We start from the raw sequence: 24,925 nt of genomic DNA on the forward strand, positions 1-24,925 counted from the left end.
GCAAATCACTCCGAGGTCACGGTTCACCGCGAGTTCCTCGGCCGAGGTGGGTGATCGTTCACCCGAAAGGTACCGTGGGAGGTGTGGACCTCTCGCTGATCGTCCTGGTGGTCATCGTCGCCGCATTGGCCTTCGACTTCACCAACGGTTTCCACGACACCGCCAACGCCATGGCCACCTCCATCGCGACCGGCGCCTTGAAACCCAAGGTCGCGGTCACGATCTCCGCCATTCTCAACCTGATCGGCGCGTTCCTGTCGGTCGAGGTCGCCAGAACCATCTCCGGCGGCATCGTCGACGACGCGAAGGTCACCCCCGTGGTCGTCTTCGCCGGACTCGTCGGTGCGATCCTGTGGAACCTGGTGACCTGGCTGGTCGGCCTGCCGTCCAGCTCCTCGCACGCCCTGTTCGGCGGCCTGATCGGCGCCACCTGGGTCGCCTCCGGAGCCGACGCGGTGCACTTCGCGCAGGTCGTGCAGAAGGTCCTGATCCCCGCGGTGGCCTCGCCGCTGGTGGCCGGGCTGGTCGCGATCGTCGGCACCTACCTCGTCTACCGGATCACCGCGAAGGTGCGGCAGGACGTGGTGAGCAAGTCGTTCAAGCGCGCGCAGGTGCTGTCGGCGTCGCTGGTCTCACTCGCGCACGGCACGAACGACGCGCAGAAGACGATGGGGGTCATCACGCTCACGCTGATCTCCTCCGGCGCGCTGGCCGCCGGGTCCGGACCGCCGCTGTGGGTCGTGCTCAGCGCCGGGCTGGCGATCGCGCTGGGCACCTACATGGGCGGCTGGCGGATCATCCACACGATGGGCCGCAAGATCACCGACGTCCAGACACCGCAGGGGTTCGCCGCCGAGACCAGCGCGGCCGCCACGATCCTGGCGTCCTCGCACCTCGGGTTCGCGTTGTCCACCACCCACGTCTGCTCGGGCGGCATCATCGGATCCGGCGTCGGACGACGGCTGGCCGAGGTGCGCTGGAGCGTCGCGGGCCGGATGGTGCTGGCGTGGCTGCTGACCCTGCCCGCTGCGGCCGCGGTCGGCGCGGTCGCGGCGAAGGTCGCGACCATGGGCACCGTCGGCACTGTGGTCGTCGGCCTGGTGCTGGTCGCGGCGGCGCTGGGCATCTGGCTGTGGTCGCGGCGCAACCCGGTGACGCCGCAGTCCGTGGCCGAGCCCGAGCAAGCCGTTCCGGTGGCGGTCTGAGGAGGCTTTCCGTGCACATCGACTGGGCTGCGCTCGGCAGCGTGTTCGTGACGGCACTGGCGGCGGTGGCCGTGGTGACCGGGCTGTTCGCGGTCGGCGTCCGCGGTGTCGCCGCCCGTGCCGACGCCAGGGAGACGGGCGCGAGCGGCACGGCGGGCGCGGTGACGGCGGGCGTCTGCTTCGCCGCGTGCGCGGCCGTCGTGCTCTACGGCATCTACCTCATCGTCACCGCGTGAGCGAGCACGTTCACCACTGAGCCGCTCGGATCGGCGACGAAGAAGCGCCGCACACCCCACGCCTCGTCGGTGAGCGGGTAGACGACGTGCAGGCCTCTGGCGACGGCTTCGGCGTGGGACGCGTCGACGGCGTCCGGAGTGCCCACGTCGATGCCGAAACGCGGTTCGGGCGACCCGGGCCGCTGGACGATGATCTGCGCGGCCGGGTTGCCGGGCGAGCGCAGGTTGAGCACCGGGTCCTCCATGGCCACATCGAGGCCGAGGACGCCGACGTAGAAGTCCCGCACCGGAGCGGGGTCCGTCGTGGTGAGGTAGGGCACTATCCGCTGGATCATGCCGTCCATGGTGGTGCCCGCGGAGGGCCGCCGGCTTGGACGAATGGGAACGGTCAGCGCAGGTGCTCCGGCAGCGCGGCCAGCCGCTCCGGCGGCAGCAGGTCGCGCACCTTGGTGATCCTGGCCGGGTCGTCGAGCAGCGCGGCGACCTCGGGCAGCGCGGCGTCCGGGATGAACTCCAGGCTGGTCACGATCGTCGCGTCCGGCAGGTGGTCGACGAACCGCGCGATGGTGATCCAGTCCCGCCGCCTGCTCAGCTCACGCGCGACCGCGACGACCACCCCCGCGGGCAGCTTCGCGATGATCCCGCGCGCCCGCCGCGGGTCCAGTTCGGCGGCCACGTCGGCGAGGAAAGCCGGGGACAGCCGTCCGGCGATCTCCGCTCCGCGGGAGGCTTCCACCAGCCCAGCGATGCGCGCGGCGAGCAGCGGCCCGAACACGCGCTCGGCCATCTTGGCCAGCACCGGGGTGGGCAGCAGCTTGCTCGCGCCGGCCATCCGTTCCAGCACGCTCAGGTGCGCGTCGAACAGCACCGTCGAGGCGCGTTCCCGCAGCTCACGGAGGTCCTCGACCGGCACGGCGGCGAGGTAGCCGAGGCGTTCCGCGCCGACTCCGAGCACGCGGGCGAGCTTGTGGATCTCCGCTTCCTGGGGCGTCACAGGCCGACGGCCTTCCGGACGGCGGGCCGCAGCAGGGCGGGCACGAACTTCAGCGCATCGTTGCCCGCCTTGGCCAGCACCGCCGCCTGACGGCGCCGGGCGGCGCGCACGGCGTCGGCGAGATCCTGCTGGTGGGCCGGGTCCAGCGCGGCGACGCCCGCGGGCGGTTCGGCGCCGAGCTGCTCGGCCAGGGTGCGTTCGGCCATGCCGATCATCATGCCTAATGTCGCGGCATGACACAGGACATCGAAACGTCACGGCTCACCGTCAACGGCCTCAACGCCTACCTCGCGCGGCCTGCCGGCGGCAGCGAGTCCGGGATGCTGCTGCTGCCGATGGTCACCGGCATCGGCGAGCAGTTGCGCGAGTGGGCCGGGGCGATCGCCGCGATCGGCGTCACCGCGCTGGTGTGGGACCCGTTCCACGGTCCGAGCAGCGACGACACGTCGATGCCGGACCTGCTGGCGAAGATGCCCGAACTCGACGACGCGATCGCGCTGGACGAGCAGACGCAGCTGCTGGACCACCTCCTCGGCGAGCTGGGCTGCGTCAAGGCGGGCGTCATCGGGTGGTGCCTCGGCGGGCGGTTCGCCTTGATCCTGGGTGGCAAGGATCACCGGGTGGCGAACGTCGTGGCCTACCACCCGACGGTGCCGGGGGAGACGCCGCCGAACCACACGATGGACGCGATCGCCCACGCCGGGCTGATCAAGGCGCCGGTGATGACGATGTACCCGACGGCCGACGAACTGGTCCCGCGCTCGCGCTTCGACGAGCTGCAGTCGGCGTTGCAGGCGCGGGACACCGGCCCGAGCCTGATTCACGTGTATCCGGCCGCCGAGCACGGCTTCGCCAACAAGACGCGGCACGGGGAGCCGGTCAACGCGGAGGCGTTCGCGATCTCCTGGCCGCAGGTCCTGGAATTCATCCGCGTGACCACGAAAACCTGTCTTTAGATAGATGCCGTCCCTCCACCTTGGTCGGTACCGTTCCCTCCCGTGGGGAGATTCTGGGGAAGAACAGCGGAGGTGCTCGCCGGGGCGCCGGTCGTCGCCTTGCTGCTGTACGAGAGCAGGCGCAACGCCCAGCCGTGGGAGATGATCGGCGGGATGGTGGCGATCGTGGTCGCGGTCGCCACCGCCCGGCGCAGCCCGTGGTTGTCGCTGACCGCGGCGGTGGCGTCGAGTCTCGCCATGATGTTCAGCTTCGGCGGGCGCGTTCCGGTGTGGCCGGTGCTGCTCATGGTGCCGTTCGCCTGCCTGGCCGGGCGGCGGATGGAGTCGGTGCGTCCCGCGTTGGTCACGTTCCTGACGGTCGGGGGCATCGGCGTCCCGCTGTCGCTCGCGATCGGCAGGCACGCCATGGCCGACTGGGGCGCGGTGATCGGGGTGATGCTGTTCGCCGCGGTGCTGCCCTGGCAGCTCGGCCGGTACATGCGCACGCGGGACGACCTGGTGCGCTCCGGGTGGCAGCGCGCGGAGGAACTGGAGCTGCGGCAACGGATCGTGGCGGAGGAGGCCCGGCTGCGTGAGCGGGCCCGCATCGCCAGCGACATGCACGACTCGCTGGGCCACGAACTGAGCCTGATCGCCCTGCGCGCGGCCGCGCTGGAGATGTCGGGGAGCGCAGAAGCCAAGGCACTGCGCGAAAGCGCCGCCGCGGCCACCGAGCGGCTGCGTGAGCTCATTGGTGTGCTGCGCGAAGACGCCCCACCGGTCGACCCGGTCCAGGGCGGCGTGCCGGCACTGGTCGAGTGCGCCCGGGCGTCCGGACTGGACATCGACTTCTCGGAAGAGGCAGTGGTTGCAGGGGAAAGCGCCGGGGCCCGACGCAGGCCGTCGCTCGACCGCAGGCCGCGGCACGACCGCAGGCTGTCGCTCCACGGCTGGCTGGTGCGACCGTGCCGGGGGCCGTCGGTCCAGGGCTGGCTGGTGCCGCTCCACCGCAGGCCGTCGCTCCACGGCTTGCTGATGCCCACCCACCGCAGGCCGTCGCTCGATCCCGGCCGGTCGCCGCTACGCACGCCGATGCCTCTTCGGGCGTCGGCGCGGTTCCGGGCACCGGTTCCGTTCCGTTTGGCGGTTCGACGCTGCATGCCTCGGGTGCGGATGCTGCTCCACCGCTCGCGCCAGACACCGACAACCCATCACCGGCTCCCAGTGCATCGTCCTCTTCGGAGGGACCAACCGCGGAACCGCCGATGGTCGAGCGCGCCGCCTACCGCGTGGTCCAGGAGGCGCTCACCACCGTGACCAAGCACGCCCCCGGCGCCCGGGTCACCGTCACCATCTCCCGCGCACACCAGTAAACCGTCGTCCGGGCGTGCAACGGGCCGCCGCCCGCCGGGCCGTTGCCGGGCACTGTTTCCGGGCGCCAGGGGCTCGAAGGGTTGCGGGCGCGCGTCCGGTTGCTCGGCGGCACCCTCCGGGCAGGACCGCGCGACGGCGGTTTCGAGGTGGTGGCCCGGCTCCCGCACGCCTCCGCGCCCGCGCCCGTCCAGCCCGTGCAGTCCGGGTCCGCCCGCAGGCACGTCCAGGCCCGGCGCGAGGTGCGCCGGCGACAGCTCGCCGCGTTGATCGTGCCGCCGTCGATCATGGCGGGGCTCCTCGGTGTGGTGGGCACGGTCTACCTGTACGAGTGGCAGACCTCCGTGCTGGACCCCGCCGACTACGAGCAGCTGCGCCCCGGCCAGGCCCGCGCTGAGATCGCCACCGTCCTGCCGCAACGGCAACGCGGCCCGCACGTCAGCGCGCCCGAGCCGCCGGGTCTGACGTGCGAGTACTACGGCACCGGTCGCAGCATCACCCAGTTCCGGCTCGACGCGTACCGGCTCTGCTCCGCGGGCGACCGGCTCGTGAGCAAAGATCTCCTGACCGACGACAGTGACCGAGGAGAGGTTCCGACGTGATCCGTGTGCTGCTGGCCGACGACGAGGCCATGATCAGAGCCGGCGTCGCCGCCATCCTGTCCGCGGACGACGACATCGAGGTCGTCTCCGAGGCGGGGGACGGCCGCGAGGCCGTCGAGCAGGCCCGGCGCACCCGCCCGGATGTCGCGCTCGTCGACATCCGCATGCCCCGCCTCGGCGGCCTCGCCGCGGTCGAGGAGATCCGCGGCCTGCTGCCCGGCACCGGCGTCATCATGCTGACCACCCTTCGGCGAGGACGCCTACATCGAGCGCGCCCTCGCCGGTAGCGCCAGCGGGTTCCTGCTGAAGTCCGGCGACCCCCGCGAACTGCTCGCCGGAGTCCGCGCCGTCGCCGACGGCGCGGCCTTCCTGTCACCCAAGGTCGCGCAGCGGGTGATCGCCCAGCTGTCCGGCGACCGCATGTCCCGGGCCGCGGTGACCCGGGACCGCATCACCGTCCTGACCGCACGCGAGGTGCTCGCCCTCGTCGCCGCCGGACTGTCCAATGCGGATATCGCCGAGCGGCTGTTCGTGGTCGAGGGCACCGTGAAGGCCTACGTCAGCACGATCCTCGGCAGGCTCGACGTCCGCAACCGGGTCCAGGCGGCGAGGATCAGCAGCCCGGCCCACGACGGGTACGGCGGGACCAGCCCGGAGACCGGGTTCGGCTGCCCGAACGGCACGAGCGCGGCAGCGCCCGCGACACCGGGCATGAAGTTCACGACCCCGAGCCCCAGCGAACCGGCCACCCTCGCGGTCATCAGCATCACCGGGAACGCCACCGTGATGCTGCCCGCCACGCTGCGCAGCGCCGTCCCGATCCCGAGGCTGAGCAAACCGGTGAGCGCGAAGAAAGCCCCGTTGGCCACGCACGCCTGGATGATCTCGCCGGTCGACGCGGCACGCCCGAAGCCGTCCATCAACGGCGTCGCCACCGCGATCGCCACCGCCGCGGCCACCACGCCGAGCACGAGCAACACCGGAGCCAGCACCGCGCCCTTCGCGGCCAGGAACCGGCTCCGGACGGGAACCCACTGCAACGTCCCGCGAATGCTCCCGGTCGCGTACTCACCTGCGATGAACAAGCTCGCCAGCGCGATCACCGCGAACTCGGCGAGGTAGAAGCTCCCACCCGCCACCAGGTCCGGCGCCGACTCCTGGGTGCTGGTGTAGGTCACGGAAGTGGCCGACGGCAGCACGAACACGAGCATCAGCACCACCGCGCCGGCCAGACCCCAGAAGGTCGAGCGCACGGACCAGATCTTGACCCACTCCGAGCGGATCGCCGCGGTTGTCGTCATCGCACACCAGCCTTCCGCGCGGAGTCCGCGCCGTACTCGACCGCGTCCGCGGTCAATTCCATGTACGCCTGCTCCAGCGACGCCCGTTCCTCGCTCAACCCGTGCAGCCGGACGCCCAGCTCGAAGGCCAGGTCGCCGATCGACTCCACCGTCGCGCCGGTCACGAGCACTGAGTCACCCTCGACCCGCGCGCCGGGCAACTGGGCGGCCAGCCGCGCACGGCCGATGGGTTCCGCGCACCGCGCCCGCACCACCGATCCATCGGCGAGCAGCTCACCCAGCGGCGCGTCGGCCAGCAGGCGTCCCTTTCGGATGACGAGGAGGTGGTCGGCGGTCAGGTGCATCTCGCTCATCAGGTGGCTGGAGACCAGGATCGTCCGGCCCTCAGCGGCGAGCGAGCGCATCAGCTGCCGCACCCAGCGGACCCCGTCGGGGTCGAGACCGTTCACCGGTTCGTCGAACAGCAGCACTCCGGGGTCGCCGAGCAGCGCCCCGGCGATGCCGAGCCGTTGCCCCATGCCGAGCGAGAACTGGCCGGCCCGCTTCCCCGCGACGTCCGACAACCCGACGGTGGCCAGCAGGTCCTCGACGCGGCGGTCCGGGATGTCGTTGCTGCGCGCCATCGCCAGCAGGTGCTTGGCCGCCGAGCGGCCAGGGTGGAGTGCCTTGGCATCCAGCAGCGCGCCCACCGTCCGCAGTGGCCACCGCAGGTCCCCGTACCGCTTGCCGTCGGGCGGCCCAGCCCCAGCACCATGCGCATCGGGTCGACCTGCCTGCGCCGTTCGGGCCGAGAAACCCGGTCACCTTGCCTGGCGGCACCGCGAAGGTGAGCTGGTCGACGGCGGTTCTCCCGCCGAAGCGCTTCGTCAGCGCGCGTACCGTGATCATGGGGTCGACGGTAGGAACCGGACACGCCGGGACGCATCGGCCGAAGGTCACCCACGCACCTGCACTTTCGGCAGGGCAGAATGCGCCCCATGATTTCCCGGCGAAGGGTGAGCCCGCTCGACGGGGCGATGCTGGCGCTGGCGGTCGTGTCCGTCGGCCTGGTCGTCTACGTCACGTTCTTCCCGCACTCGCCCGAGACGGCGCACAGAATCTTCGTCATCGACACCTCGATCTGCGGGGTGTTCCTGATCGAGTTCCTCTGGCGGTGGTCGCGCGCTGGGTGGGACAAGCGCTTTCCGCTGCGCAACTGGTACGAGATCCTGGGCATGATCCCGATCGCGCACCCCGCGCTGCGCAGCTTCCGCCTGCTCCGGATCGTGATGGTGATCGTGCGGCTGGCGCGCACGGCCGACCGCGCGTTCGGCGAACTGTTCACCCAGCGCCTGGTCGAGCGCATGTCCCGGCCGATCGTGCTGGCCATCAAGAAACCGATCACCATCGCCGTGCTCGACGAGGTGGTCAAGGTCATCGAGACCGGCAACTACCCGGAAAACCTGGCCAGGTCACTGGGCGAGAACCGGGAGACGTTGCGCGCCATCATCACCGAGAAGATCAAGGACGACCCGCAGGCTGGCAGGCTGTCCCGGCTCCCGTTCCACGACGAGATCCTCCACTCCCTTGTGGACACGACGATGCGGGTCATGCTCGAGGTGCTGATCGACCCGCGGACGGAAGCGTTCTTCGCCCACGTCGTGCGGGAGAACCGCGAGCAGATCCGGCAGGCGGTGGTGCTCGGCTTGCACGAGGAGGAGGACGAGGAGCTCGAGCGCGACCTGCCTGCCCGGCCGGAGCGGTCCTACGGCGACTGAGGATCCGCAGGCCAGGCGTGTTTGGGGTAGCGCCCGCGCAGCTCCGCCCGCACAGCCGGATAACCGTTCGCCCAGAACGACTCCAGATCGCCGGTGACAGCGGCGGGCCGGCCGGCCGGGGAGAGCAGGTGCAGCACCACCGGTACGCGCCCGCCTGCGACCGTCGGGGTTTCCCGCCACCCGAACGCGAGCTGCAGCTTCACCGCGAGCACCGGCCGTCCGGTCGAGTAGTCGAGCCGCAACCGCGCCCCGGAGGGCACTTCGATCCGGTCCGGCGCCAGTTCGTCCAGCCGCCCGGCCTCCGGCCAGGGCAGCAGACGGCGCAACGCCGAGGCGGTGTCGATCCGGGCCAGGTCGGCGCGACGGCGAGAGCGGGACAGCTCCGGCTCCAGCCACTCGTCCACTCTGGACAACAGCGCGCCGTCGTCCACGGCCGGCCAGGGGTTGCCGAGGACGTCGTGCAGGAAGGCGATCCGCGCCCGCAGGCGCTCGGCCTCGGTCGTCCACGTCAGGACGTTCCCGTCGCGGAGGCCGGTCAGCAGGGCCTCGCGCACGAGAGCGGGGTCCGGGTCCCGCAGCGGCCGGTCACGCAGGACGATCGCGCCCAGCCGCCGGACCCGCCGCGCCACCACGTCCCCGTTCCAGGACACGTCGTCGTGTTCGGTCACCACGTTCGGGGCAGCCCGCACCGCGAGCCCTTCGTCCGCGCGCGCCGCGAGCCGGATCACGCCGTGCGCGCGGCCGGGGTCACGCGTCGCCTCGGCAACGGCGAGCCATTCCGCGTCACCGAGCCCCCCGCCGGCGGGCAGTTCGGCGGCGGTGCCACCGGCCATCAGGTAGACCGGCGAATCCGGCCCCCGCCGCCGGGCGAGCCGCTCCGGGTGGGCGAGCGCGACCACCAGCGCCGGGTCGGGCGCGTCCGGGCCGCCGGGCACCAGCCGCTCCAGGCGCCCGACCTCGGTGTGCCAGCGTGATCCGCGGTCCTCACGCAGGCGGCGCAACTCGGCCTCGACATCGGCGAGCGTGCCACCGGCGTCCATCAGCGCCACCACCTCGGCTGCGCAACGGGCGCCGACCTGGGCGGCCCCGTCGAGCAGCGCGCGGGCGAGGCGTGGGTGCAGGCCCAGCTCGGCCATGCGCCGGCCGCGTTCGGTGACGGTGTTGCCCTCCAGGGCGCCGAGCGTGCGGAGCAGGTCCTGGCCGGCGGCGAGCGGCCCGTCCGGTGGCGGATCCCACCAGGACAGGCCCGCGCCGTCGGGCGTCGACCAGCAGGCCAGCTCCAGCGCGAGCCGGGCCAGTTCGGCGGTGCGGATCTCCGGTTCGGGGTAGGCGGGCAGGCCGGCCTGCTCGTGCTGCGGCCAGCAGCGGTACGCCCGGCCGGGCGCCTCCCGCCCGGCCCGGCCAGCCCGCTGCTCGGCTACGGCCGCCGACACCCGGACGGTCGCCAGGCCGGGCAGGCCTCGGCGGTGGTCCACCCGCGGCACGCGCGCCTGCCCGGAGTCGACGACCGCCCGCACACCCGGCACGGTCAGGCTCGACTCGGCCACCGCGGTCGCCAGCACCACGCGGCGGCGGTCGCCGGGGCGCAGCGCCGCGTCCTGCCTGCCAGGCGCGAGGCGGCCGTGCAGCGGCAGCACGTTCACGCCGGGGAGCTCGAGCATCGCGCTGACCCGGGCGATCTCGCCCACTCCGGGCAGGAACGCCAGGACGTCGCCGTCGCCGTCGGCGAGCGCCCTGCGCACCGCCCGGGCGACGCACGCTTCGATCCGCTCGCCGCGGGCGGGCGGGACGTAGGTCGTCTCGACGGGGTAGGTGCGCGCCTGCGCGGTGACCACCGGCGCCCCGCCGAGCAGGTCCGCGAGCCGTCCGGACGCGACGGTGGCCGACGTCGCGAGCAGGCGCAGGTCGTCCCGCAGCCCGGCACGGACGTCCAGCAGGAGGGCGAGCAGCAGGTCGGCGTCCAGGTGCCGCTCGTGGCACTCGTCGAGCAGCACGGTCGCGACACCGGGCAGTTCCGGGTCGTTCTGCACCCGCCGGACCAGCAGGCCGGAGGTGACCACCTCGACGCGCGTGCGCTTCGACACCTTCCGGTCGCCGCGCACGGAGTAGCCGACGGTCTCGCCCACCGGTTCGCCGAGCAGCGCGGCCATCCGGGAGGCCGCCGCGCGCGCGGCGAGGCGGCGCGGCTCGGCCACCACGACGCGGCCGTCGGCCCGGTCCATCAGGTCCAGCGGGACGAGCGTCGTCTTGCCGGTGCCGGGCGGTGCGACCAGCACCGCGGTGCCGTGATCGGCCAGGGCGGCGGCGAGTTCGCCGAGGACCGCGCGGACAGGGAGATCGGGCAGGTTCATGGCGTGAGCAACCGTAGACGGTGGGCGGTGGCTGAGTCCCCGGTCACCCGGACGTATGGGATTCGCCCGCCGGCCCCGGAACTCACAGGTTTCTCAGGGCAGGCCGCTAGCCTGGGTCCGTGTTCCGCCCGTCCCCCTCCGTGCTCGACGCCGTCGGCACCCTCGTGCGGCTCGGCCTGGCCGCGGTGTGGCTGGTCTCCGGGATCGCCAAGATCAGCGATTCCGGGCAGACGTACCTGGCCGTCAAGGCCTACGACGTCCTGCCCGACGCGCTGCTGCACCCGGTGGCGACCGCGCTGCCGCTGTTGGAGCTGGTCCTGGGCGCCTTCCTGCTGCTCGGGCTCGCCACGCGCTGGGTGGCCGTCGCTTCGGCCGTGCTGCTGCTGGTGTTCATCGCCGGGGTGGCCCAGTCGTGGGCGCGGGGCCTGACCATCGACTGCGGTTGTTTCGGCGGCGGTGGCGAGGTGGCGGCGGGGCAGACCCGGTACCCCCAGGAGATCGCCCGTGACGTGGGCTTCCTGGTCCTGGCCTGCTGGCTGGTCGTGCGCCCGGCGAGCCGGTTCGCGCTGGACCGCTGGCTCCGCGGCGGCGCGCCGCAGGTCGAGCTGGAAGAAGAGAGGATCTGAAGAACGTGGGTGGAGCGGAACGGTCCGCGCGCAAGCGCCGCCAGCAGCAGTCCGCGGCGGCCAGGGCGGTGACCCAGGCCCGCGGTGGTGGCGGCCCCAGCCGGAAGACGATCGTGTCGGTGGTCGCGGTGGTGGTGCTGGCCGCGGTGGTCATCGGCGGGGTGATCTGGACGAACGCGTCGAAGAACGAGACCGAGGGCACGACCATCACACCCCAGACGGCGTCGGCGGCGCTGGACACCGCGGACGAGCGCCAGGGCGCCACGGTCGTCTCGGGCAAGGCCGACGCCAAGGTGAAGCTCGACATCTGGGCCGACTTCCTGTGCCCCTACTGCGCGCAGCTCCAGCAGAAGTACGGCACGCAGATCGAGGATCAGATCAAGGCTGGGAACGTGCAGGTCACGTACCACATGATCCCGCTGTTGAACAACCGGTCGGACCCGGCGGGCTACTCGCTGGACTCGGCGAACGCCTCCCTGTGCGCGGCGGACCAGGGCAAGTTCACGCCCTTCCACGACAGCCTGTTCGCCTCCCAGCCGGAGGAGGGCAAGCGCGGCTATGACAAGGCCCAGCTGATCAAACTGGGCCAGGACCTGGGCATCAGCGCGCCCGAGTTCGCGACGTGCGTGAACGGCGGCACCTACAACCAGCAGCTCGACGACGCGCTGACCGAGGTCTCGAAGGCCCCGAACTTCCAGGGCACCCCCACGGTCATGCACAACGGCCAGGTCATCAACTGGACGCAGGACGGCTGGCTGACGAACCTGGTCAACCAGGCCGGATGAGTCGCCGCGGGGGGCCGGTCCCGCATGACCGACCCCCCGTGCAACGGCCATCCCGGTGTCATGTAAAGTAGTCGCAGACGAGATGCGGAGTACACCTTCGCTCCGGGGCTATGGCGCAGCTGGTAGCGCACCACACTGGCAGTGTGGGGGTCAGGGGTTCGAGTCCCCTTAGCTCCACCGTGACGAAACACCGCCCACCGGATCCGAAGATCCAGGTAGGGCGGTTTTTTCGTCCTGCCGGATCTTGAGTTTCAAGCGTAACTTCAGCTACCGTTCAGTAACTGGAGCAAGACTGGAGCAGGCCCTGACCCCATTTCGGGTCGGGTGCACGCGCTGCTCCAGGACATGTAGCCGATCGGGCGATCTACGCAAGTTTCTTCGCCAGATCGTGAACCGGTCCGACCGACGAGGTCGTCGCGGTGCTCGGTCAGTGTCCGCAGGCAGTGATGGCTTCGTCCGCCCCGATTGTGTGGGGACCAGGCGGCGGTCCTGGCCGACAAGGAGTCGTCTCATTTTGCGCTCGAGGAGGCGACATTCGACTGCGCACAGTCGGCCGGACTCATGCGGATCATGCCTAGCCACCTGCGCGAGGAGCGGCAACTCGGTCTGGCCAAACCTCACTCCGCGATTACTGGTGCATCGGTATGCCGGCGACGCTTTCCGTTGCTGCGCGAGGGGCGACCGTGCCGAGCAGGCTGCCACGATCCTCGAACGGGAAGCGGCCAAAGAAGAAAGCGCCTCCCCCGGGTCCCGTCGCTCGCCCGGTCGCCGCCCACGCGAAGACTGGTCGGCGCGGCCGATTCCTCGGCATCTTCCTCAAATGCATCCCGCGACGCAGGGGGCCTGCTCCCAGCGCCGCGATTACGGTCATATAGCTGACCGACCTGCAGCCCAACGCGATCCGGCGACCTCGGGCTGGGCAGGCCAGGACCTTCGATGCGGTCTTGCCCAGGCGAATCAGCCCGCGCCGTTCGAACCGCGGCTCGGCTCGCCCTGTCGGCGCAGCATGCCGTCGAACCGTCTTTCGCTGGGCTGCCGCCCTGACATGAATCAGCGCGCAGCCGTGCAGGTCTCGGGCACCGGAGAGTACTCCGCACCCAGCGTCGACTTCGGCACAGCGCCAGCCGCCATCGGTATGCGGTCCGAGCTGCGGCTCGGCCGATCCGTCTGAACGGCCAGGGCCGCGTCGATCGGTGTCCGCTTTGCGGCTACAGCGGGATGTCCGTTCCGCGAGTCAGCTCGCGGGGCCGAGGGTGTCGTTGGAGATCACGCGGAGCTGGATTTCGTTAGCACCTTCGAAAATCCGAGTCAGCCGGGCGTCTCGCCAGTGCCGTTCCACGGCAAAGTCCGTGGTGTACCCGGCACCGCCGTGGATCTGCATGGCTTCGCTGGTCACCCGCTCGGCCATTTCGCTGGCGAAGTACTTGGCCATTGCGGCCTCGCGGTCGCAGCGGCGGTCAGAGTCGATTTCCGTGGCCACGTGGTACATCAGCTGGCGAGCCGCTTCGATGTCGGCGGCCATGCGGGTGAGCTTGAACCGGAGGTCCTGGAACTGGGTGGGGCTGACCCGTTTTGACGGACAGGGTCGTTGAGGTGTGGTCAGGCTATCTGATGGGTGGCTTCGTAGGTGTTGGGGCTGGGGTAGCCGAGGCTGGAGTGCAGCCGGTGGGTGTTGTACCAGCCTTCGATGTAGCCGAAGATCGCCTTGTGCGCGGCAACCCGGGTCGGTCAACCGCGCCGGTCGATCGATTCCGCTTTGATGGTGGCGAAAAACGATTCGGCGACGGTGTTGTCCCAGCACTGTCCTTTACGCCCCACCGACGAACGCACGCCGTGCTGGTCGGCGAGAGCACCGAACTGGGCAGACGTATATTGACAGCCGCGATCGGAGTGGAAGATCACCCCGGGTTCCGGTTGCCGCCGCCCGCGGTGGCGCAGTTCGGCGTGCAGCCGGGGTGTTCCGTAGGTGCCGTTCGACTCGTCGTGGATCGCAGCGATCTGCTCGGTCAGTTCTGCGTCCTGCCGTGCGTGGGTAGACGGTCCGGCGGTGCGGTGGGCGTAGTAGGCGGCTCGGGAGACCTTCAACAGGGTGCACGCGCGCTTGACGTTGCCACCCTTGGCAGCGTTCTCCCCTCGATGAACGGGTACACGTTCACCGGATCTCCTTCGCGGAGAAAGCTGTCGCTCGTTTGAGGATCTCCACGTCCTCCGAGAGTCGGCGGTTCTCCCGTCGCAACCGGGCCGGCTCGTCCCGTTCGTCGCTGGTCAGCCTGTCGGTGCGGGTTCCCGCGTCCAGCTCAGTCTGGGTGACCCACTGGCGGACGGCGGTCTCGGTCAGGTCGAAGTCCTTCGCGACCTGACCGACCGAACGGTCGCCGCGCTGGCACAGCTCGACGATCTCGGCCTTGAACTCCCGCGTGAACGAACGACGAGGTCGAGGCTTCTTCTTGCCCATGGTGTCCATGATGAGGGACGTCCTTCCGGAGGCGCATGCCCCCTGATCTCAGGTGTCCATCAAAACGGGGCATCCCCAGGTCCGTTGTCGTCCTGCTCGTGCTCCCAGTCCCAAGTTTTCAAGATCGCCCGACCTGCGGAACAACGCAGATCGGGCGTTGTTTCTATGGATTCCAAGTACCTGTCCATCGGGTGATGCGGTCAGATCCCCATCGCGTGGCGAGCACCGGGTTCTTGTGGTTGAGACACACACGCGGTCGGTGGTTCAGTTCGGTGGCGACGTGATCGAGCTGGTTGCTGGTCCAGGCGCAGCTACCGGCTGATAGCTCATGCCGGTGCGAGCGGCGATCATCTTGATCGCGTCGCCGGTGCCTTGCAGCAACCCCATCCCGATGCGCCTCGGCAGTGTGGCGCTGACCGCACCGGCCCGAGGCGCCCGGCGCGTGGTCTGCGGCACGAATCCCTCGCCGAACTGTCGGCCGGCCTGGATCGCGGTCTCCGGGCGCCGTCGGGCGACGTGATCCCGGCACCGCGAGTACGACACCTCGCCTGCATCGTGCTCGTCGACCGGGCTGGCGCTGCGTGTGGTGCGTCGGGGTCCTCGCGGAGCATCGTGTCGATGACCGGCTTGAACTCCGCAACCGACGCACCACCCGCACCGGCGTCGTCCGCTCCGGTGGCAATGGTCACTGCGGGTGCGCGGCCGCCCGCGAGCGCCGGCGAATTCAGGTTGTGGCCCGTGCTCCTGCCGGGGCTTGCGCCAGTTGTGCTGCCAGCCGGAAGGATTCCACGACCTCGTCTTCCTCGATCCGGAAGGGCACCAGGTGCAGCACTGGAGAACCGGGATAGCCGGCGTAGCGGCGTAGCTGATCCCGGCATTCCGCCACCGTTCCGGCAATGCAGAAGCGGTCGATCATCTCGTCGGTGATCGCGGCTTCGGCCCGCTCCATCGCCCGCTCCCGGGCGAGCCCGGCGATCCGCTCGGCGAGCGCCCCGAAACCTTCTTCGGCATAGACGCAGCGGTAATGCGGATACTGGGTGAGATAGACCAGGCTCCGCCTGGCCAGCGCTCTGGCCCGTTCGGAGTCGTTCGACACGCAGCAGGTCAGGTAGTACCAGAGGGCGACCTCGTTCGGGTCGCGGTCGGCACGATCCGCACCGATGTCGATCCGCCTCTTCGTCTCCTCCATGGACCGTGGCGAATGCAGTGAGCCGACGATGATCCCGTCGGCGAGTTCGCCGGCCAGTTCCTGCATCCGCGGGCCGATCGCCGCAAGGTGGATCGGCACGCCGACCGCCTGCTCGGCGAAGGGCAACCGGTACTTACGGACGCGGAAGATCTCACCTTCGTAGCTGAACGGCCCGTGCTCCGCCGAACCGAGCACGCCCCGCACGACCTCGATGAACTCTCTCGTCCGCCGCAGCGGCCGCTCGTACGGCACGCCGAACCACCGTTCCACGACGAATCCCGCGCCCAGCCCCAGGCCGAGGGTGAACCGGCCGGCACCCAGCTCCTGCAACTGGGCCGCCTGCTGGGCGGTGACCACCGGATTGACCGGGTAGATCTGCGAGATGGCCGAGCCCACACCGATCCGGCTCGTGGCCGCGAGCGTCGCGGTCATCGGCACCACCGGTTCCCGCCAGGCCTCCCCGAAGCAGACCCGGTGGTAGCCGGCGTCTTCCAACCGCCGCGCCAGGCCGACCAGCTCGGCGAGCGGCGTCCGGCTGAAGATCAACGACGCGGACAACTCCGGCTCAGGCATCGATGGCCACCTCGTTCCGCCGATCCCAGGCATCGGCCAGATCGTCCGCGGCCTTCCTGGTGACCACGCCCCGGTTGGTCTTTCCGTTGGCCAGCTTGGGCAATGGGGTGTGCACCAGCCGGAGGTAGCGGGGCACCTTCCAGTCCGACAGGTGCCGGGCACACCACCGCACGATCTCCGCCTCGCTCAGCGAGCAGCCTTCGCGTACCACCACGGTGGCGCACACCTCCTCGGTGTAGATCTCGTCGGCGACACCGCAGACCACGCATTCCTCCACGGCGGGATGTTCCATGATGGTGAACTCGACCTCCTCCCCGGCGATGTTCTCGCCACCACGCTTGATGACGTTCTTCAGCCGTCCGTGGAAATACGCCTGACCCGCTTCGTCCATGGCACACAGATCCCCGCTGTGCACCCAGCCATCGCGCAGTGTCGCGGCGGTGTTGCGCTCGTCCCGGTAGTACTCGATCATCGCGTGCGGATGCCGGAAACATAGCTCTCCCGGCTCGCCCGGAGGGAGTTCGTCCCCGGCGGGGTCGACGATCTTGATCTCCGCGTCGTCCGGCATCGGGCGGCCGATGAGCTTGGGCCGGTAGGAGTCGTATCCGGCCGGGGTCAGCGTGCCCATCCCCGAGGTCTCCGTCATCGCCCAGGTCGTGCAGATGTCCACCCCGAACCTGGTGCAGAACTCCTCGGACCGCACATGCGAGAAGATCAGCCGGAGCGGGTTGTCCCGGTCGCCGGGTGCGGGGGCCGCGGTCATCAGGATCGAGATCTGGGCCGGCATCAGCAAGGTGATCGTGCCGCCCGAGTCCCGGACCTGCTGCCAGAACGCGGTCCGGCTGAACTGCGGGACGAGGGTGAACGCACAACCCGCGGCGACGGCCGGGGCGAGCATCATATGGGAGGCCGCGGTGTGGAACAGCGGCAGCGCGGAGAAGACGTTGTCCTCGCCGGTGATCGACAACCGGTTCGCGATCGCGTGACCGGCGCTGGCGAAACCGGCGGACGGCTGAATCACGCCCTTGGGCCGGCCGGTACTGCCGGAGGTGTAGCGGATCGACATCGGTGCCAAGGGATCGAGATCGGGTGCCGGCGGCCGCTGGTTCTCGCCGGTGTCCAGGCCGGCCGTATCCCCGTCGAAGACGAAGACCCGGATGTCCCGCGCACCGATACCGCCGCCCTCGGTGAGGATGCGCTGCCCGGCCGCGTCCAGAATCAGGTGCGAGGGCTCGGCGTGCTCCAGGATGTAGGTCATCTCCGGGTAGGTCAGCCCGGCGATCATCGGCACGGTGACCGCGCCCAGCTTCTGCGCCGCCAGCTCCACCCGCAGCAGGTCCAGGCCGTTGGGCAGGTGATAGGCGAGCCGGCTGCCCTGACGCACCCCGGCCGCCAGCAACCCGTGAGCCAGCGAGTTCAGCGAGTGGTCGAATTCCGCGTAGGTCTGCCGCGTTCCCTCGTACACGAGAAAATCCGCGGATGGGGTCGCGTCGACCCGGCGTTCCCAGAAGGACCTGAAGGTCTCCTCGGTCTGCGGCATCACTTCACCTGCTTTCTCTCGTTGCGGTCACCGCACGGACCGGGTACGCCGGCCGGGCGATGGGCGATCGGTTCTCTGCCCGGCTGCACCACCCAGAGCGCCCTGGTTCGGCGGCGGACCAGGCATGCTCGACGGCGGCTGCGGCATCGTCCGCGCTGATCAGCGGGAAGCCGTCCGCGAGGAAGGCGGCACGCATACCGGCGATCAGCGGGGTGTCGGCGAAACCGGCCGTAGTGGTGGGCCGCGGCCCGTAGCGCGCGCTCGTTGTCTCCGGGTCCGTGACGTCGCCGAGCACGGCGACGGCGTCGAGCAGGCCGGCCAACCGCCGGACCGGGCCGGCTTCCCGGTCCACCAGTACCAGCCGCACCCCACGCGCGCTCAGGCGTCGCGCGGTCGCCGCACCGATACCGGAACCGGCGCCGGTCACGATCGGCACCCGCCGCTCGGTCATCGCCGGGCACCCACGCCGCGGACCGCGCCGAGGCGTTCCAGCCGCTCGATGTCGGCGTCGGCATACCCCGCGGCGGCGAGCACCGCCGTGGTGTGCTCGCCCGGATACGGGGCCACCCCCACCTGCCCGGCCGGGGTGCGATCGAACCGCGGTGCCGGGTTCGGCTGCACGAACCCGGCGGTCTCGTCGAACACCACCCGCCGCTGGTTGTGCACGTCGCCGCTCGCCTCGGTCAGCGACAGCACCGGCGCCACGCATGCGTCCCCCGAGCCGAACCGAGCCGCCCACTCCTGCCTGGTGTCGCTGGCGAAGATCTCGGTGAGTCGCCGCCGGATCGCCGGCCACCGCGAGGGGTCCGTCCGCCCGGGGCCGAAAACGGGGTCATCGGACACGCCGAGCCCGTCGACCAGTTCGGCGAAGAACTTGTCCTCCAGCGCACCGACCGCAACGTACTCGCCGTCCGCGCAGCGGTAGACGTCGTAATAGGGGCAACCGGAGTCCAGGAGGTTCTCGCCGCGCCGGGTGGACCAGCGTCCGTCGGCGAGCATGCCGTGCATCATCGCGGTGAGCACTGCGGCGCCGTCCACAATCGCGGCGTCGATCACCTGGCCCTTACCACTGGTCCTGGCCTCCAGCAGCGCGCAGACGATGCCGAACGCCAGCAGCATCCCGCCGCCGCCGAAGTCGCCCACCACGTTCAGTGGCGGTACCGGCCCGCCGCTGTCGCGGCCGATCGGGTGCAGCGCGCCGGCCACGGCCAGGTAGGTGATGTCGTGCCCGGCCTGCTGGGCATAGGGACCGTCCTGGCCCCAGCCGGTCATCCGGCCGTAGACCAGCGCGGGATTGCGGGCGTGGCAGTCCTTCGGCCCGATCCCGAGCCGTTCGGCGACTCCGGGCCGGAACCCCTCGAACATCGCATCAGCGGTCTCAGCCAGGCGCAGCACGGTGGCCACGCCTTCCGGGTGCTTGAGGTCCACCGCGATGGATTGCTTGCCCCGGTTGAGGATTTCGTGACGGGCCCGCGGGTCGGGCGGCTCGGTCACCGCGTCCGCGCGGTCCACGCGGATCACCCGGGCGCCCATGTCGGCCAGCATCATGCCGCAGAAGGGCCCCGGCCCGATTCCGGCGATCTCCAGCACGGTCACGCCGGCAAGCGGCCCCGCCATAACGCTCCTCACAGTCGCTCGATGATCGTGGCGTTGGCCATGCCACCGGCTTCGCACATGGTCTGCAGGCCGAACCGGGCGTCGAGACGTTCCAGCGTCTCGATCAGAGTGGAGGCGATGCGGACACCGGACGCACCGAGTGGATGGCCGAGGGCGATCGCCCCGCCGTGCCTGTTCAGCTTGTCTTCGGGCACCTCGAACTCACGTCGCCAGGCCAGCGGTACGCAGGCGAACGCTTCGTTGACCTCGAACGCGTCGATGTCCCGCACGTTGAGACCGGCCCGGCCGAGGACCTTCTGGGTCGCGGGGAGCACGCCCATCAGCATCAGCATCGGGTCATCTCCGGCGACAGCCGTCGTGTGGACCCGGGCCCGCGGGCGCAATCCCAGCCGCGCCGCCGCGTCCGCGCTCATCACCAGCGCGGCGGAGGCGCCGTCGGTCAGCGGCGAGGAATTGCCCGCGGTCACCCGCCAGTCGATTTCCGGGAAACGCTGTGCCATCCGCTCGTCGGCGAACGAGGGTTTCAGCCGGGACAGCTGCTCGACCGTGGTGCCCGGCCGGATCGTCTCGTCCTGGGTCAGCGGGCAGTCCGGCACCGCCACCAGGTCCGCGGCGAACACGCCGTCGGCGGTCGCCGCCGCGGCCCGCTGATGTGACGCGCAAGCGTATTGGTCCAGCTCCTCGCGGCTCAGTTTCCACCGCGCGGCGACCAGTTCGGCGGCCGTCCCCTGCTGGATCAACCCGCCGGGGAACCGGTCGGCGACACCGGTGCCGGAGGGGTCGGCGTCGCCGACGTTCGACCAGAGCGGAGCCAGGCTCATCGACTCGACGCCGCAGGCGATGAGCACGTCGGCGGCGCCGGCGAGCACCGTGTGCGCCGCGAAGTGCAGCGCCTGCTGGCTGGAACCGCACTGGCGGTCCACGGTCGTGGCCGGCACGGACACCGGGAAACCGGCGGCCAGCACGGCGCTGCGCGTGATGTTCGCCGCCTGCACACCGGCCTGGGTGACGCAACCACCGATCACGTCCTCCACCAGCGCCGGGTCGATTTCGTTGCGGGCCAGCAGCTCTCGCAAGGTCGCGGCGAGCAGGTCCACCGGATGCAGCTGCGTCAGCGCCCCGCCCGGTTTGCCCTTGCCGCTCGGCGTGCGAACCACGTCGACGATGACCGCGTCACGCATCGACGGGGCCTCCGAACGCGTCGTCGAACCGGTAGCCGGCGAGAATCTCCCGGGCCGCCACCATGTACTGGATCGTGGGACTGCCTTCCTCCAGCCAGTTCAGCCGGGCGTCCCGGTAGAGCCGCTCGATCGGGAACTGCCTGGTGTAGCCGATGCCGCCGTGCACGAGCAGCGCCCGGTCGGTCACCCGGCCGACGGCTTCGAGGCCGAACTGCTTGCACATCGACGCCTCGGCGGGAATGCGCCGGCCGGCATCCCATTTGGCGGCCGCGTCGGCCAGCATGCCGCGCAGTGCGTAGACGTCCATCGCCATCTCGGCCACGTAGCGCTGCACCGCCTGGCGCTGCGCGATCGGCTTGCCGAAGGTGACTCGCTCGTTGGCGCGCTGTACCGACAGTTCCAGTGCCCGTTCCGCCGTGCCGAGCGAGCTCGCGGCCACCAGCACCCGGGAGATCTCCAGCGCCCGCTCGAGGTGCTCCTGCCCTTGGCCTTCGCCGCCGATCAGCGCGGAGACGGGTACCCGCGCCTCGGTGAAGGTCAGCCGCCCGTGCTCACCGCCCTTGCAGCCCATCGTTTCCGGCAGTGGCTCGATCCGGAATCCTGGGGTGTCGCGCTCCACCAGCAACGCGGACACCTCGGTCGCGGAGGTCTTGGCCATCACCATGAAGTGCGACGCGAAGTCCGAGTTGGTGATGAGCCATTTCGTGCCGTTGAGGACGTAATGCGTCCCCTCCCGCCGCGCGGTGGTGCCCAGGTCGGCGCCGGTGCCGTGCTCGGGCTCGGTCAGCGCGAACGCCAGCGAGCGCTCACCGGTCGCGGCGCCCGAGAGCACCGCGTCCTTCTGCGCCGGGTCACCGATCTCGGAAAGCGCGTGTGCGAACGAATTGTGCACGTGCACGAGCGCGCGAATGCCACCCTGGACCTTGGCGAATTCGGCGATGATCGGCAGGTACTGCCCGATCGTGAGGCCGTATCCGCCGTATTCGGACGGAACCAGCAGACCGAACGCCCCGCAGTCGCGCAGAATCGGCCAGACCTTTTCGCGCGGAATGTGCTCTTCGTTCTCGATCTGCTCCGCCAAGGGGTCCAGCTCGTCCCAGATCGCGGCGAAGACCCGATCGCGAATTGTCCGGTAGTCGGTTGCATTGCCTGCGCTGGCCAACAGAAAACATCTCCTTCACGTCGTTGCGGCGGGCCGCCGCCCGGGGTGCGGGATCCTCAGCTGTTCGCGGTGAACGAACGATATTCCGCATCGCCGGTTTCAGTCAGTATTCCGCGGAACAACAGATCACAGAAATACCGCGCCACTTCCTCGGGTTGCATCTTGCCGTCCGGCCGCAACCACAGGTACGAATAGTTGTGCATACCGAGGACGGCCTTTATCAGAAGTGGGTCGGCGCGGCGGAACGTCCCCTCGGAGACGCCCTGTCGCAGAATACTCATCCAGACGTCCTCGAACCGGTCCCGAAGTTCGAAAACCCGCTCTCGGCGTTCCCCGGTGAGCGCGCCGATCTCGCGGAAGAAGACCGTGACCTCGTCCAGATCGTCGTGAATGGTGCGAATGAGCCGCTCGCTCAAGCGGAGCAGTTTGTCGGTGGCGGGCCGTTCTTCCTTCGCCAGTCGCTCGCCGAACTCCACCATTTTCGCCACGTGCCGCGAGGAGATCTCGTACAGCAGGTTTTCCTTGCTTCGGATGTAGTAGTAAAGCGCGCCGCGCTGCAGTCCGGCCGCGTCACCCAGCTCGGTCATCCCCGTGCCGTGGTAGCCACGCTGCGCGAACAGCCGCGCGGCTACCCGAAGAATCTGTTCCCATTTGTCGGCGCTGTCGCTCACCCGCTGCTCCAATCGCTATCCTTGTACTGATCAGTACATATTAGGCGCCGGGGTCAGTCCGGAGCGCGCAGCACGGGTTCTCGGTGAAGGTCTCCATCGCGGATTCTTCCTGCGGTCAGGCCGGATGCCGCCGCCGCCCCGCCTGCCACGCGGTGACAGGCGGGGCGGCGGCGGGCCGACTCAGCGGACGTCGGTACTGACGTTGAGGGCAGCGCCACAACCGGGGCAGAGGAATTCGGTGACGAACACCTTGGGAGATTCGGTTCGCTCCCTCGCCCAGCCGCCCTGCTCGGACGCCGCCTCGTGCGCCGGCCGATCCCTTCGCGCACAGGCCGTGCGCCAGTCTTTGCCGACCTCTGCAAGCGGCTCGCCGCATTGCTGGCAGCAATACACCGTGCCGCCCTGACCGGAGACCAGCGTCAGCGAGAACCCGACGGGGCGCCCGGCCCCGCCGGACGGCCGGCTCGGCCGTTTCGCGGCGCCCGGCGTGCTTTCGCTGAGCCGTTTCTTGCGGATGTCCGCGCGGCGCCGCTCGGTGGCCGCACTGTCCGCGTCGAGGCTGTCGCCCTTGAACACCACGCCGTACACGGCCTCCGCCACGGCCCGGTCGATGTAGCGGTCTCGCACATCGGCGGCGACGAGGCGCGGGTCGCGGGTGAGCGGGTCGCCGAGGCCACCGCCGCCGCCCTCGAACTGGATGAACACGTCACCCCTGCGGACCGGGACATTGGCCTGCTTGCCGTCCAGATCCGTGACGTCCCCGGTGATGGACTCGCGGGTAAGCGGTTTCCGGTCCGCGGTGAGCGCCACCACGTTGGTGTTCGTGATCAGCTGGTATCCGCTGGTGGAACCGGGGAACCCGCCGTCGACCCCGGCCGGCGGGATCTGCCAGCAGGAGGAGAACACCGTTTCGTAGCCCAGCGAGACGCCGTCCGAGGTCCAGGCGAAGTCGATGCCCTGCCCGCCGCGGAACCGGCCTGGCCCGCCGGAATTGGTGTTCAGCCGCCGCCACAGGTAATGGACCGGGAAGCTGAGCTCGTTCAGCTCGATGTCCGGGAGCCCGTTGCTGACCTGCGTCAAGGTTCCCGCCGCGTCCATACCGTCCACCATGGTCTGCGCACCGCCACCGGCACCGCCACCGTTCATGTCCAGCATGACGAACTGGTTTCCGTCGTCATCGGCGCCGGCGAACACCCCGCCGATCCAGCCGTCGTGGAACGGTGCCATCGCATGTGAGCGCACGAACGGGTCGTCACTTTCGGCCATCAGCTCCGACAGCATCCGGGTGAGCAGCTTCATCACGTGCATGCCGGTTTCCATGTGCCCGGACGACGACGGTGCCGGCATCTGCACGTTCACCAGGGACGCCTCGGGGAGGTTCATCCGCAGGCACTTGAAGAATCCCTCGTTGAACGCCACGTCCGGGGCCAGCATGAGCATCAGCGGGGTCACCGCGACGCCCCACATCGCACCCTCGGCGATGTTGACGAACCCGTCGGTCTGCGGGTCCGTGCCGGTGAAGTCCAGGTTGATGACGCCGTCCTCGACGGTCATCGCGCACCGCACGGTGAACACGTCGTTGGCGTGACCGTTGTGCTCGATGTTCTCCTTGCCGACCACCGTTTTGTTCGGCAGCTTGGTGATCCGGTCACGCAGCGTCTGCTCGGAAAGACTGGTGTTGACGTCCACGTAACGGCGGAAGTCCGCCAGCCCGTGCCGGGCGATCAGGTCGACCACCCGGCGTTCGCCGACCGAGGTGGCCGCGAGAAAGCACCGCAGGTCGTTGTAGTTACGGGAGGCCAGCCGGAAGTTCGCGTCGATCAGCCGCCGGACGTCCTCGGAGACCTTGCCCTTCTCCATGAACTTGATACCGGGGAAGCGCAACGCCTCGCCGTAGCAGTCGATCGCCGCGGGCGCGAAACCGCCGGGGGACATCCCGCCGACGTCCAGGATGTGCCCTTCCGACCAGCACCACGCCACCAGCTCGTCCTCGAAGAAGATCGGCCGGACGATCCCGACGTCCGGCGGATGGCAGGCCCCGGTGGTGTAGGGATCGTTGCAGATGAACGCGTCCCCGGGATAGATCTCGTCTCGTGGCACGCTGGCCAGAATGTGCTGGACCGACTTGCGGGCCGGGCCGGCATGCCAGGTCATGTACCCGGAGAAGGCGATGATGCCGCCTTCGGGGTCCGCGATGAACGTGGAGAAGTCCACCGCCTCGGTGACGATCGGGTCACCGGAGGTCCGGATCATGACGGTGCCCATCTCCTGGGCGATGTTGTACAACTGCTGACGCATGATCTCGGCGGTGACGAGATCGACTTCTTGTTCCGCAGCGGTCATCCTTGACGCCTCTTTTCGGACAGAGCGGATT

At 70.0% G+C, this 24,925-nt stretch carries 24 protein-coding genes, 1 tRNA gene and 3 pseudogenes; 10 read left to right on the forward strand and 18 right to left on the reverse strand.

Annotated features, from left to right (window positions below; translation table 11 throughout):
* The first annotated feature begins 83 nt into the window (after positions 1–83).
* Together AMETH_RS05800 and AMETH_RS05805 are read left to right on the forward strand one after the other, a co-directional pair.
* On the forward strand, positions 84–1,205 hold the full coding sequence (locus AMETH_RS05800) for an inorganic phosphate transporter (protein WP_017987115.1): 1,122 nt from the start codon (positions 84–86) through the stop codon (positions 1,203–1,205).
* An 11-nt stretch (positions 1,206–1,216) separates the two neighbouring features.
* Positions 1,217–1,441, forward strand: coding sequence for a hypothetical protein (locus AMETH_RS05805; RefSeq protein WP_017987116.1), 225 nt, complete (start codon positions 1,217–1,219; stop codon positions 1,439–1,441).
* Here AMETH_RS05805 and AMETH_RS05810 read toward each other — a convergent pair.
* Genes AMETH_RS05810 through AMETH_RS05820 form a run of 3 tightly spaced genes read right to left on the reverse strand, consistent with a single transcriptional unit; the run spans position 1,420 to position 2,641 of the window.
* Positions 1,420–1,776 (reverse strand): VOC family protein, encoded by a 357-nt coding sequence (locus tag AMETH_RS05810; protein ID WP_038531907.1) that lies wholly within the window; start codon positions 1,774–1,776, stop codon positions 1,420–1,422. The genes AMETH_RS05805 and AMETH_RS05810 overlap by 22 nt on opposite strands.
* Before the next feature lie 53 nt (positions 1,777–1,829).
* The gene (locus AMETH_RS05815; protein WP_017987118.1) at positions 1,830–2,435 is read right to left on the reverse strand and encodes a hypothetical protein; all 606 of its coding nucleotides are present in this window, start codon (positions 2,433–2,435) and stop codon (positions 1,830–1,832) included.
* On the reverse strand, positions 2,432–2,641 hold the full coding sequence (locus AMETH_RS05820) for a hypothetical protein (RefSeq protein ID WP_026153849.1): 210 nt from the start codon (positions 2,639–2,641) through the stop codon (positions 2,432–2,434). The genes AMETH_RS05815 and AMETH_RS05820 overlap by 4 nt, the downstream gene beginning before the upstream one ends.
* Before the next feature lie 27 nt (positions 2,642–2,668).
* On the opposite strand from AMETH_RS05820, the gene AMETH_RS05825 reads away from it, so the two are divergent.
* From AMETH_RS05825 to AMETH_RS05840, 4 genes and pseudogenes are all read left to right on the forward strand, one after another.
* A complete protein-coding gene (locus AMETH_RS05825; RefSeq protein ID WP_017987120.1) occupies positions 2,669–3,391 on the forward strand; it encodes a dienelactone hydrolase family protein in 723 nt (240 codons plus the stop codon).
* A gap of 42 nt (positions 3,392–3,433) precedes the next feature.
* The gene (locus tag AMETH_RS35500; RefSeq protein ID WP_156131609.1) at positions 3,434–4,687 is read left to right on the forward strand and encodes a sensor histidine kinase; all 1,254 of its coding nucleotides are present in this window, start codon (positions 3,434–3,436) and stop codon (positions 4,685–4,687) included.
* A gap of 98 nt (positions 4,688–4,785) precedes the next feature.
* The gene (locus AMETH_RS05835) at positions 4,786–5,343 is read left to right on the forward strand and encodes an ATP-binding protein (RefSeq protein ID WP_156131610.1); all 558 of its coding nucleotides are present in this window, start codon (positions 4,786–4,788) and stop codon (positions 5,341–5,343) included.
* Positions 5,340–5,952: pseudogene (locus AMETH_RS05840) on the forward strand (response regulator transcription factor); the annotation flags it as partial. The gene AMETH_RS05835 and the pseudogene AMETH_RS05840, both read left to right, overlap by 4 nt.
* Here AMETH_RS05840 and AMETH_RS05845 read toward each other — a convergent pair.
* Together AMETH_RS05845 and AMETH_RS05850 are read right to left on the reverse strand one after the other, a co-directional pair.
* Positions 5,898–6,644 carry an ABC transporter permease gene (locus AMETH_RS05845; protein ID WP_017987122.1) on the reverse strand — a complete coding sequence of 249 codons (747 nt, stop codon included), beginning with the start codon at positions 6,642–6,644 and terminating at the stop codon, positions 5,898–5,900. The pseudogene AMETH_RS05840 and the gene AMETH_RS05845 overlap by 55 nt on opposite strands.
* Positions 6,641–7,532: pseudogene (locus AMETH_RS05850) on the reverse strand (ATP-binding cassette domain-containing protein). The gene AMETH_RS05845 and the pseudogene AMETH_RS05850 overlap by 4 nt, the downstream one beginning before the upstream one ends.
* Before the next feature lie 89 nt (positions 7,533–7,621).
* On the opposite strand from AMETH_RS05850, the gene AMETH_RS05855 reads away from it, so the two are divergent.
* A complete protein-coding gene (locus AMETH_RS05855; protein ID WP_026153850.1) occupies positions 7,622–8,401 on the forward strand; it encodes a hypothetical protein in 780 nt (259 codons plus the stop codon).
* On the opposite strand, the gene hrpB is transcribed toward AMETH_RS05855, so the two are convergent.
* On the reverse strand, positions 8,389–10,752 hold the full coding sequence (hrpB, locus tag AMETH_RS05860) for an ATP-dependent helicase HrpB (protein ID WP_017987125.1): 2,364 nt from the start codon (positions 10,750–10,752) through the stop codon (positions 8,389–8,391). The genes AMETH_RS05855 and hrpB overlap by 13 nt on opposite strands.
* A 119-nt stretch (positions 10,753–10,871) precedes the next feature.
* Here hrpB and AMETH_RS05865 point away from each other — a divergent pair, with 119 nt between their 5' ends.
* From AMETH_RS05865 to AMETH_RS05875, 3 genes are all read left to right on the forward strand, one after another.
* A complete protein-coding gene (locus AMETH_RS05865; protein WP_017987126.1) occupies positions 10,872–11,378 on the forward strand; it encodes a MauE/DoxX family redox-associated membrane protein in 507 nt (168 codons plus the stop codon).
* Between the two features lie 5 nt (positions 11,379–11,383).
* A complete protein-coding gene (locus AMETH_RS05870; protein WP_017987127.1) occupies positions 11,384–12,163 on the forward strand; it encodes a DsbA family protein in 780 nt (259 codons plus the stop codon).
* A gap of 104 nt (positions 12,164–12,267) precedes the next feature.
* Positions 12,268–12,340 (forward strand) — tRNA-Ala (locus AMETH_RS05875).
* A gap of 1,057 nt (positions 12,341–13,397) precedes the next feature.
* Here the strand turns inward: AMETH_RS05875 and AMETH_RS05880 are convergent.
* The 12 genes and pseudogenes from AMETH_RS05880 to AMETH_RS05930 form a co-directional block, all read right to left on the reverse strand.
* Positions 13,398–13,766, reverse strand: coding sequence for an acyl-CoA dehydrogenase family protein (locus tag AMETH_RS05880; RefSeq protein ID WP_223843178.1), 369 nt, complete (start codon positions 13,764–13,766; stop codon positions 13,398–13,400).
* Positions 13,763–13,870, reverse strand: a pseudogene (locus tag AMETH_RS42380) (IS3 family transposase); the annotation flags it as partial. The pseudogene AMETH_RS42380 and the gene AMETH_RS05880, both read right to left, overlap by 4 nt.
* Positions 13,871–13,891: 21 nt before the next feature.
* Positions 13,892–14,248, reverse strand: coding sequence for an IS3 family transposase (locus AMETH_RS35505; RefSeq protein ID WP_017987129.1), 357 nt, complete (start codon positions 14,246–14,248; stop codon positions 13,892–13,894).
* A gap of 67 nt (positions 14,249–14,315) precedes the next feature.
* On the reverse strand, positions 14,316–14,618 hold the full coding sequence (locus AMETH_RS05890; RefSeq protein ID WP_157628494.1) for a transposase: 303 nt from the start codon (positions 14,616–14,618) through the stop codon (positions 14,316–14,318).
* A gap of 724 nt (positions 14,619–15,342) precedes the next feature.
* Positions 15,343–16,413 (reverse strand): LLM class flavin-dependent oxidoreductase, encoded by a 1,071-nt coding sequence (locus AMETH_RS05895; RefSeq protein WP_323806982.1) that lies wholly within the window; start codon positions 16,411–16,413, stop codon positions 15,343–15,345.
* Entirely contained in the window at positions 16,373–17,920 is a 1,548-nt protein-coding gene (locus AMETH_RS05900) for a class I adenylate-forming enzyme family protein (protein ID WP_017987132.1), read from the reverse strand. Before AMETH_RS05900 ends, AMETH_RS05895 begins: the two co-directional genes overlap by 41 nt.
* 4 nt (positions 17,921–17,924) lie before the next feature.
* Complete coding sequence (locus AMETH_RS05905) at positions 17,925–18,371, reverse strand: SDR family NAD(P)-dependent oxidoreductase (protein WP_017987133.1); 447 nt, start codon at positions 18,369–18,371, stop codon at positions 17,925–17,927.
* Positions 18,368–19,537 carry a CaiB/BaiF CoA transferase family protein gene (locus tag AMETH_RS05910; RefSeq protein ID WP_017987134.1) on the reverse strand — a complete coding sequence of 390 codons (1,170 nt, stop codon included), beginning with the start codon at positions 19,535–19,537 and terminating at the stop codon, positions 18,368–18,370. The genes AMETH_RS05905 and AMETH_RS05910 overlap by 4 nt, the downstream gene beginning before the upstream one ends.
* A gap of 8 nt (positions 19,538–19,545) precedes the next feature.
* Positions 19,546–20,718: a thiolase family protein gene (locus AMETH_RS05915; protein WP_017987135.1), complete on the reverse strand. Its 1,173-nt coding sequence runs from the start codon at positions 20,716–20,718 to the stop codon at positions 19,546–19,548.
* Positions 20,711–21,880, reverse strand: coding sequence for an acyl-CoA dehydrogenase family protein (locus AMETH_RS05920; RefSeq protein ID WP_017987136.1), 1,170 nt, complete (start codon positions 21,878–21,880; stop codon positions 20,711–20,713). Before AMETH_RS05920 ends, AMETH_RS05915 begins: the two co-directional genes overlap by 8 nt.
* Positions 21,881–21,936: 56 nt before the next feature.
* On the reverse strand, positions 21,937–22,551 hold the full coding sequence (locus AMETH_RS05925; RefSeq protein ID WP_051079591.1) for a TetR/AcrR family transcriptional regulator: 615 nt from the start codon (positions 22,549–22,551) through the stop codon (positions 21,937–21,939).
* 180 nt (positions 22,552–22,731) lie between these two features.
* Positions 22,732–24,894 carry a hydantoinase B/oxoprolinase family protein gene (locus AMETH_RS05930; protein ID WP_017987138.1) on the reverse strand — a complete coding sequence of 721 codons (2,163 nt, stop codon included), beginning with the start codon at positions 24,892–24,894 and terminating at the stop codon, positions 22,732–22,734.
* Positions 24,895–24,925 lie beyond the last annotated feature (31 nt).

Source organism: Amycolatopsis methanolica 239, from assembly GCF_000739085.1.
Lineage (GTDB): Bacteria > Actinomycetota > Actinomycetes > Mycobacteriales > Pseudonocardiaceae > Amycolatopsis_E > Amycolatopsis_E methanolica.

Bases quoted from the DNA above. Each gene is read 5' to 3' on its own strand.
- AMETH_RS05900 (WP_017987132.1), bottom strand. From the start codon at position 17,920: ATGCCGCAGACCGAGGAGACCTTCAGGTCCTTCTGGGAACGCCGGGTC.
- AMETH_RS05910 (WP_017987134.1), bottom strand. From the start codon at position 19,537: ATGGCGGGGCCGCTTGCCGGCGTGACCGTGCTGGAGATCGCCGGAATC.
- AMETH_RS05810 (WP_038531907.1), bottom strand. From the start codon at position 1,776: ATGATCCAGCGGATAGTGCCCTACCTCACCACGACGGACCCCGCTCCG.
- AMETH_RS05895 (WP_323806982.1), bottom strand. From the start codon at position 16,413: ATGCCTGGGATCGGCGGAACGAGGTGGCCATCGATGCCTGAGCCGGAG.
- AMETH_RS05825 (WP_017987120.1), top strand. From the start codon at position 2,669: ATGACACAGGACATCGAAACGTCACGGCTCACCGTCAACGGCCTCAAC.
- AMETH_RS05820 (WP_026153849.1), bottom strand. From the start codon at position 2,641: ATGGCCGAACGCACCCTGGCCGAGCAGCTCGGCGCCGAACCGCCCGCG.
- AMETH_RS05915 (WP_017987135.1), bottom strand. From the start codon at position 20,718: ATGCGTGACGCGGTCATCGTCGACGTGGTTCGCACGCCGAGCGGCAAG.
- AMETH_RS05905 (WP_017987133.1), bottom strand. From the start codon at position 18,371: ATGACCGAGCGGCGGGTGCCGATCGTGACCGGCGCCGGTTCCGGTATC.
- AMETH_RS05845 (WP_017987122.1), bottom strand. From the start codon at position 6,644: ATGACGACAACCGCGGCGATCCGCTCGGAGTGGGTCAAGATCTGGTCC.
- AMETH_RS05890 (WP_157628494.1), bottom strand. From the start codon at position 14,618: ATGGGCAAGAAGAAGCCTCGACCTCGTCGTTCGTTCACGCGGGAGTTC.
- AMETH_RS05855 (WP_026153850.1), top strand. From the start codon at position 7,622: ATGATTTCCCGGCGAAGGGTGAGCCCGCTCGACGGGGCGATGCTGGCG.
- AMETH_RS05930 (WP_017987138.1), bottom strand. From the start codon at position 24,894: ATGACCGCTGCGGAACAAGAAGTCGATCTCGTCACCGCCGAGATCATG.
- hrpB (WP_017987125.1), bottom strand. From the start codon at position 10,752: ATGAACCTGCCCGATCTCCCTGTCCGCGCGGTCCTCGGCGAACTCGCC.